Annotated in this window: 12 protein-coding genes and 1 pseudogene; 2 read left to right on the plus strand and 11 right to left on the minus strand. The window is 55.8% G+C overall.

Features of this window, described 5'->3' with window-relative positions; all coding sequences use genetic code 11:
• Nucleotides 1-1,138 precede the first annotated feature (1,138 nt).
• The 6 genes and pseudogenes from C7H84_RS33940 to C7H84_RS36745 all read right to left on the minus strand — a co-directional run bounded on the left by C7H84_RS33940 (nt 1,139) and on the right by C7H84_RS36745 (nt 7,699).
• Nucleotides 1,139-2,707 (minus strand): Ig-like domain-containing protein, encoded by a 1,569-nt coding sequence (locus tag C7H84_RS33940; protein WP_162999467.1) that lies wholly within the window; start codon nt 2,705-2,707, stop codon nt 1,139-1,141.
• A 538-nt stretch (nt 2,708-3,245) separates the two neighbouring features.
• Nucleotides 3,246-3,653 (minus strand): winged helix-turn-helix domain-containing protein, encoded by a 408-nt coding sequence (locus C7H84_RS33945; RefSeq protein WP_121862904.1) that lies wholly within the window; start codon nt 3,651-3,653, stop codon nt 3,246-3,248.
• A gap of 48 nt (nt 3,654-3,701) precedes the next feature.
• A pseudogene (locus C7H84_RS37395) lies at nt 3,702-4,197 on the minus strand (transposase); the annotation flags it as partial.
• A gap of 113 nt (nt 4,198-4,310) precedes the next feature.
• Complete coding sequence (locus tag C7H84_RS33950) at nt 4,311-5,807, minus strand: kelch repeat-containing protein (protein WP_121862900.1); 1,497 nt, start codon at nt 5,805-5,807, stop codon at nt 4,311-4,313.
• 936 nt (nt 5,808-6,743) lie between these two features.
• Nucleotides 6,744-6,983, minus strand: a complete 240-nt coding sequence (locus C7H84_RS36740; protein WP_162999468.1) for a hypothetical protein — start codon at nt 6,981-6,983, stop codon at nt 6,744-6,746.
• Between the two features lie 401 nt (nt 6,984-7,384).
• A complete protein-coding gene (locus C7H84_RS36745; protein ID WP_162999469.1) occupies nt 7,385-7,699 on the minus strand; it encodes a hypothetical protein in 315 nt (104 codons plus the stop codon).
• Nucleotides 7,700-8,694: 995 nt separating this feature from the next.
• Here C7H84_RS36745 and C7H84_RS36750 point away from each other — a divergent pair.
• On the plus strand, nt 8,695-9,117 hold the full coding sequence (locus tag C7H84_RS36750; RefSeq protein ID WP_162999470.1) for a hypothetical protein: 423 nt from the start codon (nt 8,695-8,697) through the stop codon (nt 9,115-9,117).
• A 105-nt stretch (nt 9,118-9,222) separates the two neighbouring features.
• On the opposite strand, the gene C7H84_RS36980 is transcribed toward C7H84_RS36750, so the two are convergent.
• Complete coding sequence (locus C7H84_RS36980; protein ID WP_205611493.1) at nt 9,223-9,711, minus strand: hypothetical protein; 489 nt, start codon at nt 9,709-9,711, stop codon at nt 9,223-9,225.
• Nucleotides 9,712-10,389: 678 nt separating this feature from the next.
• On the opposite strand from C7H84_RS36980, the gene C7H84_RS33960 reads away from it, so the two are divergent.
• Nucleotides 10,390-10,707, plus strand: coding sequence for a winged helix-turn-helix domain-containing protein (locus C7H84_RS33960; RefSeq protein ID WP_121862901.1), 318 nt, complete (start codon nt 10,390-10,392; stop codon nt 10,705-10,707).
• Between the two features lie 331 nt (nt 10,708-11,038).
• Here C7H84_RS33960 and C7H84_RS36755 read toward each other — a convergent pair whose 3' ends face one another.
• The 4 genes from C7H84_RS36755 to C7H84_RS33970 all read right to left on the minus strand — a co-directional run bounded on the left by C7H84_RS36755 (nt 11,039) and on the right by C7H84_RS33970 (nt 13,359).
• The gene (locus C7H84_RS36755) at nt 11,039-11,308 is read right to left on the minus strand and encodes a hypothetical protein (protein ID WP_162999471.1); all 270 of its coding nucleotides are present in this window, start codon (nt 11,306-11,308) and stop codon (nt 11,039-11,041) included.
• Nucleotides 11,309-11,530: 222 nt separating this feature from the next.
• On the minus strand, nt 11,531-11,788 hold the full coding sequence (locus tag C7H84_RS36760; RefSeq protein ID WP_162999472.1) for a hypothetical protein: 258 nt from the start codon (nt 11,786-11,788) through the stop codon (nt 11,531-11,533).
• A gap of 283 nt (nt 11,789-12,071) precedes the next feature.
• Nucleotides 12,072-12,542, minus strand: coding sequence for a thioesterase family protein (locus C7H84_RS33965; RefSeq protein ID WP_121862902.1), 471 nt, complete (start codon nt 12,540-12,542; stop codon nt 12,072-12,074).
• The gene (locus C7H84_RS33970) at nt 12,487-13,359 is read right to left on the minus strand and encodes a metal-dependent hydrolase (protein WP_121862903.1); all 873 of its coding nucleotides are present in this window, start codon (nt 13,357-13,359) and stop codon (nt 12,487-12,489) included. The genes C7H84_RS33965 and C7H84_RS33970 overlap by 56 nt, the downstream gene beginning before the upstream one ends.
• Between the last annotated feature and the right edge of the window lie 548 nt (nt 13,360-13,907).

Raw genomic sequence — 13,907 nt, forward strand, 5'->3', positions numbered from 1 at the left:
TCTAGTTGTGTTAGCTGCTCTAAGGCAAAGGCATCGACACACTGACTTTAGAAAGACTCTAAAGATTAGGCACTACCCCGCATGGCCAAGTGGAAAAATAAGCAAGCCCCAGCTAGGGAATCACATTGCCAGATGCTTGCGCATCTCGACCACCTGATCCACGCGGTTGATCACACGCTTGCACGTGAAGATATCGATCTCGTGCTATGGCCATCTCGGCGCGGTCGATTCCGATCGTCGAACGGCCGCACCGTACGCTTGATGTCTTCACCGCTGCACACCGCCCGCAACTGCTGCGTGAGCGTCGCGATCTTAGCCGAGAGCTCCTGTTTTTCCTCACCCATCGCACGCTCCCATTCGCAAATATTCATCGCAACCAGCCGGCAGAGCCCGGAACTAGATTGATTTTTGAAAGGCACGCGAACTGGATGGCCCACTATACGTATTGATGCCTCCGCCATGGCGCGTGTCTCTGCATGCTCACTTTTTATGCCATCCCTAGCGGCGGCATTTTTTATTTCCGTCGCGCCCCATTAATCCGGTACCGGAATCTCAGATTGGGTAACCTGCCAACTGCTTCCGCTCCGTCCTTCACGCAGCCCGCATTGCCATCATTGAGCCTCACCACCGTCATTCGACCGCGTGACGCGTAACGGTGCTCCATCGATTCGATCAGGAACGGGCCGTCCACGCCCCGTTGAAACCGTTGAGCATGACCATCTGCTCCGCCGCCAGATCCGTCCGACCGCGCAACATCAGCCGACTCGCTCGGTCGCCGGGTTCATTCGCATGAGCTGCGCAAGCGGAGAGTTCTCGCGCTCGCCTGCATGGCTGGCTTGATGCGAATCACTACGCACACTGCGATCGCGGCTCCCCCCCAAAATCTTGATGAGATCGCCGCGACGCCTACGAAAAAAGAAGAACGTGGTCCGGAGAGCTGGGCAATTGTTACACCCTGTTGTGCCGCCACCCGTCCCTCATGAGCGTCAAACCACTGTTGTGTGAACCACCATTGTTCAATCATTTCGCATCGCCGCGTCACACGGCTCCCAACAAACAAGGCCTCGCCATAAACGCGGCCAAGACAAGTGGCGTTTGCTCCCCGGTGCGGTTCGGGAAGCTCGCGCCAGCGCCTACACTACGGTTCTATCCGAACAAGCCTAACCGGAAGCGGAGTCCTGCGATTCATCGAAAGTTCTGCTAGATGGTCTCCCAGGGCTGTAATGTCAACGGCCCATTCGCTAGACGGGTTATTGACAATAGTTTCTTCATTCGTCCAGTAGTAGTCCTGCAGGGTGTTAGGAAGCCAGTCCACGGCATGCGACCATCCCCCAACATCCATTACTGAATTCTCGAGCAATTGCATCGCAACGGTCGATCCAGTTACAAGACCCGGAAGCGTCCAATCATTCTTTCCGCAAAGGGCTTTCCCGTTGACATTATTCACGAACGTCGAAGCGTCTTCGTCTGATCCTGACGAATTTTGACTACCGAAATTCGTGTACCTCGTATTCATGTCGCGAAGACCACTGTCGTTGGTCTTTACTTCCCACCACAGATGCCGGCCGTCGGGCAACAGACTCTTGTTATCACGCACGCATGACCACGACTCCGCATTGAAAGGCAACGCACTTCCGTCGGCGTCAATCTTGGTAAAATCATCTCCCGCGCTGCCATCAAACGTTTGATTTTGCGAGCCATACGTTACGCGCATGCTAAAGGCACCCGCCGACGAACCCGCCTTCAGATTGAATCGGGCGATGCCGTTCCCGTCCGTCGTCAAAGCACCACCACCCAATACGACGTCTCCACCCGTGACAATTGCCACATTCACCGCGGCATTCGTAATGGGTTGATTACTGCCGTCGAGCAATGTAATCGAATACGACGTTGATGCGTTGGTCGGTGTCTCAAGAGGCCACCCTACCGCGATTCTCGTTCCAGTCACCTCCACTGGAATACTGCCCGTCTGTCCATTGCTCGCGGCTGCAGTCACGAAGATGTTCCGGTTACTTTTGTCCGCGCCGGTTGTCAGCGTAGTCGTCGCAATACCGCTAGAATCCGTCGTGGCTTGTGACGGGTTGACGGCACCGTTACCGTTTGTGGCTGAAAACGTTATTTGAACGCCTGCAACCGGATTTCCGTTCCCGTCGACCGCTTTCGCGGAGAGTACCGTTGAATTATTGGGCTGCCCAGAGCTGATGGACGATGGTGCTGCAAACAGCTTAACGCCTGCCGTAGCAGCCATCAGCGTCACCGCTTGCACCGCACTTGCACCAGTGATGTTGGCAGTCAACGATTCCGAACCCACCTGCGTCGGAGTAACAGCAAATGCTGCCACACCGTTGCTATCCGTCAACGTCGGCGTGGGCACGATCGCACTGCCGGCTGCCGAAGCAAGGGCCACGGACACCCCGGGAACACCGACTCCGCTTGCGTCGCTTACAGTCGCAGTAACCGTTTCGGTGTCGTTTACCGCGATGCTCGCCGGCGCAGACACGGCAATCGTAGTCCCGCCAATGGCCACACTCACTGAACCGGACGATACCTTGCCAACTGACGCGGTTGCGGTCGAAGTGCGGTTGGTTTTGTCCATTCCGTAAGTTAATACTGCGGTAGCGTGACCGCCAACATCCGTGGCAGCTGTCTTGCTAGGCGAAAGAAGCGCGTTGTTGTCTGCCGAGAAGGTCACAACTGCGTCGCGCATTGGCTTTCCGTCACTTCCGATAACCGTTGCGGTAAGCACCGCGGTATTATCGGCCCGTCCGGTGCTGATACGGTTCGTGCTGGTGACAAGGGAAACGGACTTGACTGTCGGGGGTGTACTGGTGCCCCCGTCGTCACCGCCACCACACGACGCCAGCAGACCGACAAAGACAAGAGAAAATATAAGGGAAAGCGCATTGCGCCACCGCACTAGCACGCTCATAAGTCACCTATCTAGTTGAGCCCAACCACCGGAGCTTCCCGATCGCCAGAACGGGATTGTCTCCGTTCTCAATGCCCAATAAAACGTTTAGTACTTCATCGACTACTTCTCAGCCCCTCTTCCTAGGGAAGCAGACAATAACCGACTCCAACAGCGGTTTTCAATCGTCTATCATAAGCCGAGCTTGCATTCAGCTTGTTCAGTACACATCTTATGAAATATTCATAAAAATTGTCTCTTCGTCAAAAATCTCATTAATCTTGATTTCCGCTTTCATTTCCAACAATTCGCATACGCCATCAGCTACTCCAACGAGTCAGCAGTGGGGTTGCTCAGCTATCGCGCGTCGCGACGTGATCCGGGCGGCAGATTCTGCATCCTTGAGTTCCTCGTTGCTCATCACCGCGCCATCCAGCAACAACCGATAGCCAACAGCGTAGGCCGCAACGATTCTCATGTTCTTGCCCCCGTGCTCGTCAAGATGCAGCTTTGCGCGGATACGAAAAATGTGCGCGTCGAGAGCTCGAGATGACGCGTCAAGTTCGCACCCCCACGTCACCTTCTGGACTGCCGCACGCGGCACAATCTCGCTCACCCTATCGAGCAGGCCTTCGATGATGTAGAACTCTTGCGACGTCACACCGACCGATTTACCGTCAATCTCAATGTTGCGCCGCTCGAAGTCGATCTTAACGTTGTCGACATATAGGTATCTGCATTCCATGTGAGCCACCTCATGCATGTTTTAGAAACGTTAAGAAAATGATTTGAAGGTGCGTTCGACGACCCACTGGGCCTTGCCGAGGCCGCTGCTATAGAGCTGTCTTCCGCGTGCGATCTGCGTGGAAACGCCGACAGCACCCAATGGCTTACGATATTTGTCGTGTTCGTAACCGCGATCGACCTGCACAATGACAGACGTTAATAGAGACGAATGGACGGGATGCCCTCGATCAGAGGCAGCTGTCGCGTGGCGTCATTGCGATTGACTCCAGTGAGAATCAGCGCGAGCGGGATGCCGTGGGATTCGATAACGTTACGATGCTTTGAACCGCGTCACGCCCGATCGGTGGAATTATGTCCTGATCTTGACCTGATTCCACTGCACGAATGGAGAACCAATCGATGACCACACGCCACCGATCGATGCAATCGGCTGCACGAAGTTTGGCCAGCTACCGACTACCATGCGTACGGCGTGGTTTCGGTGGCGACAGCAGCGGTTCGATTAGTGACCCCAACTCGCCGGCGAGTCTCGGTCTGGCCATAAGCTCCTGGTCAGTGCGGCAACGAAAAGGTTAGCAAACTGGTGGTGGGCTAACCATCCAAACGCTCATTTTTTTTAGAGCTCTCAAGTGCATAATCGCAGCTCCATTCTTCTTCACGGCACGCTCGGATCGGACTTAACGACAATGCCGGCGCTGGGACCGGGCATGCCACTATAACCCGCAATCGTTACCTTCATCGGATTCTTCGGCGATAACGTAAGCAATGCGCTGGCAACCGTCGATAATGTGATGCCAAGTTCTTCGTTCTGCAGCTGGACACCCGCTGAGACTCCCGAGATGGGAATATTGACGTCTACACTCGGCAACCCTAGACAAGCTCCCACGGGAATACTCGCACCACCCAACGTTCGAGCCGCCCCACTGCCAGTCGCGCTAACCGCGGAAAGCGTTACCCAGCTCAGCAAACCTACTCCGAGCGAACACGGAATTGACACGGTTACGGACGAATTCGAATTAAGAGTCCCATTGAAGGATGGCATGCTATACCAACTCTGGCTGCTCAGAATATTTAGCTGGAACGGGGCACTGGCCGTTTTCGGCGCGGTTTGGTTCATGATTAGTCCACCGTAGTCCGGTGAACTCTCGGGACCGTGCATATAAAGCGTCACTGTATGCGGCTTTCCCGTTGGCAAGAGGTCGATCTCTTGAACGTCCTTAGAGCCACCTGACTGCGATAGCGAATGTATGCCTCCCGGAGCCATAATGTTCCCGGTTTGCATCACGGTGCTAGCAATCGCTGCAGTTGGAAACAACAACGATGCCGATGAGGTCTGCCAGCCCGCCGTATCAGCCGGATCGAAGCTTTCAATTGAAGCTAATGCTGAGCTACCGCTTTGCCCACCCAGCACATAAATTTTATTGTCTCCGGCCATCGCGATACCAAAACCGCTACGCGGCACATTTAATGTGTACGGCAGCGGCGCCCACTCCTCCAAAATCGGGTCAAAACGCAACGTTGTTCCCAAGTCTTTTCCGTAGTTATCTTTGCCACCTACCAGATATATATAATCGTCCGGCCCGACAGCAGCCCGCCCATACCACACTGGTGCGGGCAAAATACCTCCAGATACCCAGGTGTCATCGCTCGGGTCATAGACGTAAACAGAAGTGGATGCCTTGCTCGCGTTATTGCGCTGTGACGTACCACCGAAAACGTAGATAAGCCCGTCCCACGACACCGCAGCAAAGTCCGCGAGTGGCTCTGGCAAAGAAGCGACAGATTTCCAAGTCATTGCCTTTTCGTCATACGCTTCAACATATGGAACCGCAGCTCCACTATTGTCGTACCCACCAATCGCATAAATCAGCCCGGCAGCACCCGCTCTCGCTAACGTCAGGCCGCATCGGGCATGATCCATGGGTGGCCCCTTCTTCCAGCCATTGCTGCCGAGGACATAGATGTTCGTCGCATTGGTGCACTGCCCTCCTACATTTCCACCTGTATCAATAACGTTTGGACCGCCGTAGTCACATCCGCCATCACCTTCCGCATTTGCGAGCACGCTCGCACATATAGCGGCAACCGAGAAAACGATAACGGATAGTGGTCGCAGCACAACACGATATCTTTTTGTCTGGTTCGTCGACATGGTTGCCTCCTTGATTTCGAATTCCTCATTGGCAGCGGAGCGTGAACAATGCGTTTCCAAACTGCATGCGATCTACTCGCCATCGCCGCTATCTTCGCTGGCGAAAATTAAACAACACGCCCGATCACACGTCGGCCACCTCTGAATTGAAAGGCATAACATTCGTACTACCAATTACCAATTCTGCCTGTCTGCTTGCATGATTCCTCTCTCGTGGCAAAGCCTCTGTCATATAGCTGGGGCGAAGCGGTCCGCGCACGTCTCCGTACGCAAAGCACAATGTCTTGCTGAATTCTCAATGAGCATAGTCGGCCGCACAGCGCTTGTTTCGATTTTTTATCCAATCTCAAAAATATTTCTAAACCACTTCATTTATTACAATTTACAAACATCACAACATCCATCACCAAGCTATTGCATCGTACGCGAGCGTGCAACACCGTCCGTTCATGAGGGCATGAAGGCGGCGCCCTTATTCCCATCACAAATTTCTAACGGAGATCGGATGATAGAGATCCGGGCACGGAGCCGCCAACAAGGCTCGAAGAATTACGCTCGCGAGTTTCGCGCCCAAGCCACTCCAGAAGTCGCGCGTTCGCATGGACTGAACGCGAATCAGGACTCAATATAACCGTGAGAGCCGGAGCGCGGCGAAATCTTCGTTTAACTGCCGGCTCCAGAGACCTTGCTGACAGTTGAGGTCAATCCTTCCGAGCAGACCGTCATTATCATCGAGCGCGGCGCGGTACGCGTGCGATTCGGGGAGCTCCGGATCTGCACATACCCCAGACCGTGCTGGTAGCTTGCCGGCTAAGCCATCATCCCCGAGTTTCCAGCAACAAGGTGGGCATCGGTAGCTGGTGGCATGACCAACAGGCACTCTGGCTTCAACCGTTTTGGCGGTGAAGAGCCAAATCGTACTGGAGCGAGACCCGTTCAGCCGTCACGCGTTCGTGTTCCGTTGCCAAGCGACGATCTGGTTAAGGTACTTTTGTGGAGTGGCTTCGGTTTCCTGTTCACTTCCTGTCCCAGTCGCTCAAGAACCGACTGCCACGGATTTTCGCCCATCGTCGCGACGCTCGGAAAAACGTGGGGACCGTCGTCATGGGCGTTGTCCGCAAGCGTCAGTGCATTGAGCATTTCACCGCCGACAACCGGGTAGCGGTCGAACACCATGCCAGAAAGCTACCACTACCGGTACGCCTCTCACGCCGTGAAGCGAGCCGACGCTGCATACCGCATGCGCGCCCGGCAAATACTCAACCATTGGACGCACGCCTGCGATCTTTCCAGCGTCACGGGACAAGCAATCACTGTCCGTAAGCCGAGGCGCTCGATCGTCGGCGCCGGCGCGTCCATCAACATGTTCATTAGTCACCGCTTCCTTGCACCTGTGCCGCAACCGTAATGTGCGCCAACTCGGCAAGGCTCGCGGCGTCACCAGCACGTATGCCGTGACTTTTTCCGCCCCATCGGTGCGATTAACGGTCGTAATCTTGTGATCGATCACGCCACGCTGCAGCCTGTCCTGGTAGACGATTCACATCACGCTGCCCGGGCGACGGTGGATCCCTTGATTAGCGCTGAGTCAGTTCAACAGAGTCTTTCGTCTCAGCCACATCAGTGATGCACATTGCAGCGCCCGCGTACGTGAGGCTATCCAGCACCTCCACCTTCTGGACGGTAGCCCGCACGTCGCTTTCGAACCGCGCGCATTTTTGCACGCGGTTCAAGGCCAGGCGCAACGCATCCGGTAGCGTCTGCGGGGATCGTGAACGCCACGGCACCAGCTGCGCCGATCTTGCGAACGCTCGGCAAGACTTGGCGAACCGCTCAGAAACTTCACGCTTATCCCAACCGACAGACATCGCGTTCGGCAATACCGATAACATCCTGCTCGCCGCTCGAAGTAAGGCGGCAGCGGCGTTTACCACCCCTTGCAGTCTTTTGCGACGCGGCGTGCCTAGCGCGTTGATATCCGAGGACCGTCGCGACATTTCGCCCGATACCGCACACCTTCGATTCGACTCGCAAGACCTAGCAGTCTGGGATCGACTCCTCACCCGGCCCTCCGCCCGCAGCGGCTTGTGCTGCTTCAAGCCGCGTGCTCGAACATGCGCGGATCTCGAGACGAATCGCGCCGTTCGCCTCCCAACTCTTGGCCATCATTTCGGCGACTCCACCACGCGAGAGGTTTCTCGGCGGCGAATCCCGACCAGCGTAACCGCCCTCGCGCCACGCCCTCATAATTTGATTCTCGTTTCCACACTTTCGTGAGCCCCACGTCAACGAATGTCCGCTTGCGCATCTCCTTGTTCGTATTCACGTTGTCGCGAAGCATCCCGAAATCCCCCCGGCGCAAGTGACTCAGTCACCCGGGTGATCATGAACCTACAAGGGAACGGTATCCGTGATGTTCCTTTGCCTTTCATTTAGACGTTGTGCACCGCAGCACACACTGCAATGTCTTGGAATGCGGAACCGATGCCTGTTGGGACGGTAGGCCAACCACCCTATGCAAGCAACAAATACGCTCAACTCACCGAACCTAGCACCATGTGGTCTATGTGCATTATTTGCAATTCCGAGAGTCGCAGTTCGGGTAAAAGTACCGACGCGCATCGTCGGCTATCAAACATGTGCTAGTTACAACGGCGCGGGGCGCGCCCTCTACGGATGTGGCGAACACGGTTGACGCGATCAATCACGTCGGGGCACGCTCCGGTCGCGATGGGATGACGAGGATTGATCGCCTACGCTTCTGCACTGGACGCCCAGACCTGGGTAGCCGAGCGTACCAGCGTTTGCGTTTGTGACGTCTCGTGAAGCTGCTCTCGTTCGGTCGAGCAATTGGATCACCGCCGGTGCCTGAACTGGCGTTGGAAACATGCGCAGTACCTTCTCCGGTGATGATGCTCGCCATCACGCCGCTCGGGCAATGATCGATTTCCAGACTGGCGACGCTGACTCGTCCGATCTCGGGCCAGTGTCGGTGGCGATTACGGTATTCAAAGGAGCATTCATGTTTTTATCCTCGCCATCGGACCTGCGTCCAGTCCTGGAACAACTGCCTGAATGGAAACAGATCCTCGAGATCGTTAAGGAAATCGATACGCTCAAGCAGCGAATTGACATTCTCGAACAAGCACTGCAACGGGCTCCCCAAGCCAATCAATGTCCGAGATGCCGCGAACTTTCGTACCGGCTACGAAAGACCGAGCCGGATCCCACCTTCGCTACGTCAGGAATGCAGCGCCGCGTCTATCAATGTGGCGCGTGCGACTACACCGAGCACCGCCTGTTCAACTGACAGTTCCATGCCATCTCTGCCGATCGAGTGCACACCGATTTCGCAATCACCGCGGTCCGGCGCCAAGGTATTTCACCAAACCGAACATCGGAAGCCGTTCAGTGGTCAATTGGGGAAGAGGCAACTCGTTAACGCTTCTTTCACACGGATCGTCGCCCACGCAACTTGGAAGACCTGCAAGTTCTCAGCGGCGATCTGCGCGATCACCGCGGCCACATTGCGGTCGTGCACGGCCTGGCGAAGCATCTGCCGGTAGTGGCGAAGGAACAAGTGGCATTCCCTGCAATTATAAATCGCGCCGATCAGCCGGGTCGCCCCGACGCTTATCCGGTGGATGTCGACATACGTGACGACGCCGCAGTAGGCCTGATATTCTGACTCTAATTTCTCCGCGCACTTCCTTCTCGTGCTTGGCGCATCCGAAGCGCGACCAGCTGCGCCTCGGTCAACACCAACCGTTTCTGAGCGGATCTTGCTTCCACGGCCTTTCGGCGCTTTGGCGTGGCCTCCGGGTGGTGGCGCGACGATGCTCCGGACGCCTTGGGGCAAGGCGGAAGGGGCATGCCGAATAAGGACTTCGTTGGCGATACGCACCTGGCCATCGTCGGTAATCCGAGGGCCACTTCGACCACGGCGGCCTCGAGCCGCGGGTCCATGCGGTTCTGGAATAGCGCCCGGTGGCGACAAATCTCTTGCAGCGCTACTTTACCGCCTCGATCGTACAGCTCGTTAAATCGGAAGCCGTCGCTCGAGAACCCTTCGAGCGACAGGCCTGACTGACGTTACCGAGTTGCCGGGCCAACTCGAGTATGCCGACCGTGGCACGCATTACTTTATGCTACTGAATCATGGCGGACTCCGTGTTGTTCGTGGCGCGCATTGCCGCTCCGGGCTGCGCCCACAGCGGCAATGCGCGCCAGCAGGAAAAAACGGCCACCGTCAGAGTTAGTCTAGTCCGCTTCAGCTGACGCTGGCGGCCCCGCGATACACCTTCCGCTCGGTCATGGCCCTGTCAGAGACAAACCGGGATATGCGCCTCGTCGACACGCCGAGCGACGAAGACCCACGCGAACACGTCGCTAATTGCCGTTTCCACTGTTTGACGGTCGTTCGTCTTTTGCGTATGTTCGCCATGTTGGTGGAATCTGATCGGAAGTCGGCAAGGTTTGCAAGCAACACTGTTGTTCGATCACTACCGCCCTCTATCGCTCACCGCTACCGGCATAAGGTCCACGTGCACGCCTTCATTCTGCTTGTCGAGGGGAAGCCACTATGCACATCGTTTCATTCGATCGCGATTCATCTGCCACAACGCACTCACCCCATCTCGGATCTTCTGAGAGTTGGCGACCGGACTTTGCTCGCATCAGAGGATGCGTCGCAAACGCGATCGCCGATCAGATCGAGGAAGCCATTCGAGCCGGGACCCTTCGCCCAGGGGACCGTTTACCGACCCAGCAGGCAATTGCCGACGCGTTAGGTTTTCATCACAACACGGTGTACATCGCCTTCCGAAAGGCGGCCAAGCGCGGTCTAATTCGCAGTTTCCGCCGTCGAGGCACGTTCGTTCTGGACAATCAACCGCACTGACACAGGCACCGAACCGCTTTGCTCACATCAACTAGCGTCGACGCGTCACGGCGACGCCCTCATGATCGCGCCTGAGTCATCCCGTAGTCGCCCATTGCCCGGCACCGCAATATCCGGCGCCACCTGAACTGCGTGATCCGATCGGCCTACCGATCCCATCGCGAGGACGACCCCAAGAAATATTCCTTCGAGCCGACTACCATCGTGATCAGCACTCCGCGCAGCCTGCCACTGTGATCTTGACGATAGCGGGCATCCGGTTACCGCCGATCGCTAAATGGAACTCCAGCCCGATCACCGCGAACACGTGAGCGTGTACAGGTACTCCAGATTACGCGTGTATTAATCGTGTTCGGAGACGGCCATTTGCCGCGCGGTTGCCCGATCCCCGGCTGCATACCGATCGGCCTGCACCTAGGCTCCCTGCCATGTTCTGTGCGTGCGTAAAGCCGGCTTGGCGCTTCTTCGGTTCAAAGTCGTCGTCCGACTCCTTCAGTGGCCACTGCTCGAGCGTCAGCACCTCGCCGCTCAGCGCAGCTTTCATTGCCTCGACTGAACGATCATCGAGCCCCAGATTCGCCGCGATCGTGGTTGCGGCCATCACCGCGATACCCGGTACACACCGCCGGTGAGTGCGGCGTGATCACGGAAAGCGCCCTATATTCCTGGTTGATTTTTGAAAGCCGCACGAACTGGATTGCCGGCACGATTGTCGGCGATGCCTCTGCCCTGGGGTGTCGACCTCTGTGTCTGTATTTGTGCCACTCCATGCGAGTGGCACTTTTTTATACTCCTGCCGCGCTTCGTCAGCCAGACGGCGGAATCATCTGATATGGAGTTCGCCGGCTGCTTCACGTGCCCCCAACCAGGGCTTGCCGGCGTTCACCCAATTAAGCGAAAACACCCTGCTCCAGCCACGTGACGCCCGACCATGCTCGACGGATTCAATCAGCAACGCGCCGCCGATTCCGTCCTTGAATCCCTTGAGCATAACAATCTTCCCCGATGCGAGATGCACCCTGCCGCTCAACGTCAGCTGACTCGTCGCTGTATGCAGGCTCAGCCGTGCAAGGCGCGACATGGCCGCCGGCTTTCGCCACCTCGCACTCGCAAGCGCGTGCCGCTCCGCATGTAACGCCGACGCACCCCACCGTTCAGTCGAATCTGGGACCGCAGGGTCACGGGTACCGATCCATATGAACCCTCAAATAAAAATGCGAGCATGTGGCTCGCCGTCAATTCGGAGAAGCATAGCTTGCTTAAAATTTTCAAAGCGCCGCTGCGGATTCACCAGGCAATGCGTGCTCACGCTCATCTCCTTTTTTCAAATCCTTTCGCTCTCCACGGTCGAGCCTCACCAGCTCTTACAGCACCCAATTCCGGATCGAGTCGGGAACCGAGCAGATGCATTGGGCTCCGATATCCATGCACGCAAAGCGAATCTCAGCTTCGTGGCAACACTTGCCGCCAACGGTAATCGAATACACGATGGTCAGCTTCGCCCTTCCCAATTCCGCTATTCGACTCGAAATTTCTGCAACTTGATTGAATCGTATCGGTTTAAGGAAGCGTTGTTTGGCAGAAGTCACGACCATTACCTTGACCCCACGCTGGAACTCAGCAACGTCCTCGTGACAAATCCCGCTCATCCATTCCGTTCGCGCTTCCTCCAGGAAGACGAGGTATCGCGAATGATGAACAACACCGCCGGCGTCAGTATCTGCGTGGTATATACGTCGTCGATAAGTCGGAATTTCACAACTCGAGTAACCGGTCAAATCACGTTGCATCCGAGATCCCCAATGACGTTCGAACGGTCGCAACAAGCGTTTCATCGTGCTCCTGCTGCTCGCTCGGATGAAATCGTGGTCGGAAGTAGCCAATGAAATCTAAGATCAACCTCCGAAGTATGCCCGGATGCACCCACATGTAGTACATGGCCTTCAGATAGCAAATCGGTCGTGTGCACTCCAAGTCCTGGCTCAAGAGCGCGACAAAATTGCTGGTCAACCGGGGAAGAAAATTCGACGTCACCCGAATGGCGCCTGCGACACGCAGCCAGTACGCGTAGGGGCCTTCTCCGATAACTTTCCGGTAAACGTCGAATGCGACCGATTGGTGTTCCAGTTCCTCACAACCATGCCAGAGCCACAGCTTAGTTAGGGCGGGATCGCCGCCAACACGTCCGTCTTGAAGAAAAAACCGCGACAGAGATGCCGTGAAATGCTCCATGGCAACCGTCATGGCAAGACGCCATACAGGATCGACCGTGTTAAGCGGCCGGGAAAACATCCGGATGTCGAGTTGCTCAATTACATATCCCTGCCGCTCCATCGCCTTCAGATAGCTCCTGTGCTCGCTCGAATGATTCGCCTCCTGCGAGATAAACTTCCTAATTTCCGCCATCAGAAATGGATCGCTTACCTTTGCACAAAAACATCTTACTGAATGAATGAAAAATTTCTCACCCGCCGGAAAGAATAGAGAAAGCGCATTGAAAAAATTTGAAGCGACCGGGCCATCCCGATTCCACCTCGCGAAGTTCGATTGTGCAAAATCGAACTGTGGACCTCGCCGCTTGGTGGATACTCCATCTCGAGATAACGCCCTCCCAATTCGCTCCGGAACATTTCCCGACTGTAGCGTTGTCATGGCAGACTCTCGAATAGAAATTGAGCATAGAGCGACCTGGCCATCGCCACTTCCCAAGACCAGATGCCAACGAGATAAATCAAGATGTTCCGTTGAAATTCATCCGGCGCCTCGATGGCAGACATCAGAAATGTCGCAACCGCTAGATTCTAGACAGGCCCATAGCCCGCCCCAAATTCTGCGGAAATGTGCGATCAACGGCCGCAGGAAGCCGTCGTGTTAAGCAGGATATCTCACCCCCCACTTCTTGCGTCCGGAATTCAGCATAGGATATAAATATCAAAATGAAGAATAATTTTGTTGAAAGATGTTGACGTTAATTTTTACAGGACCTTGCCTGAATGGCTGCGTCAGCGTATTGCCAAGCATGCCTACGCGTCATGCGACAAAAAGCTCACATCCCCAGATGCTTGCGGACCTCGGCCAGCTCATTGATGCCGTTGATCGCGTGCCCACACGCGAGCACGTTGATCTCGTGTACGATCGCGCGTTCGAGCACAACGAAGTCCAGCCGATGCCGGCGCGCTTTAGAGCGGCTAACACAAGTC

The organism is Burkholderia sp. Nafp2/4-1b (assembly GCF_003635165.1).
In the GTDB taxonomy this organism is placed as follows: domain Bacteria; phylum Pseudomonadota; class Gammaproteobacteria; order Burkholderiales; family Burkholderiaceae; genus Burkholderia.